This window comes from Acidisoma sp. S159 (assembly GCF_009766125.1).
Taxonomy (GTDB): domain Bacteria; phylum Pseudomonadota; class Alphaproteobacteria; order Acetobacterales; family Acetobacteraceae; genus Acidisoma.
Genome location: NZ_LMUG01000010.1, coordinates 1 through 220, shown reverse-complemented (window position 1 = coordinate 220; position 220 = coordinate 1). Strand labels below are relative to the sequence as shown.

The following is a 220-nucleotide window of genomic DNA, read 5'->3' as shown; positions in this document are numbered from 1 at the left end:
CTCGTTCCGCTTCTACGCCAATGAGGTCGTCAATGTCGTGGAGGAAACCGCTGGACGGGGTGTGCCAGTTGTGGCGATTAGCGACAGCACGCTGTCACCGCTCGCCAAGAACGCGCGTGTGCTCTTCGCCGTGCCGGAGCACGAGTATACCTTCTCGCGTTCGCTGGCAGCGCCGATGTGTCTGGCCCAATCGCTCATCGTTGCCTTGGCCTCGCGGCTT

Annotated in this window: 1 protein-coding gene; it reads left to right on the top strand. The window is 62.3% G+C overall.

What is annotated here, in order from left to right; genetic code table 11:
• The coding region (locus GSQ92_RS06140) for a MurR/RpiR family transcriptional regulator (protein WP_159013130.1) at positions 1 to 220 on the top strand (220 nt) is incomplete at both ends.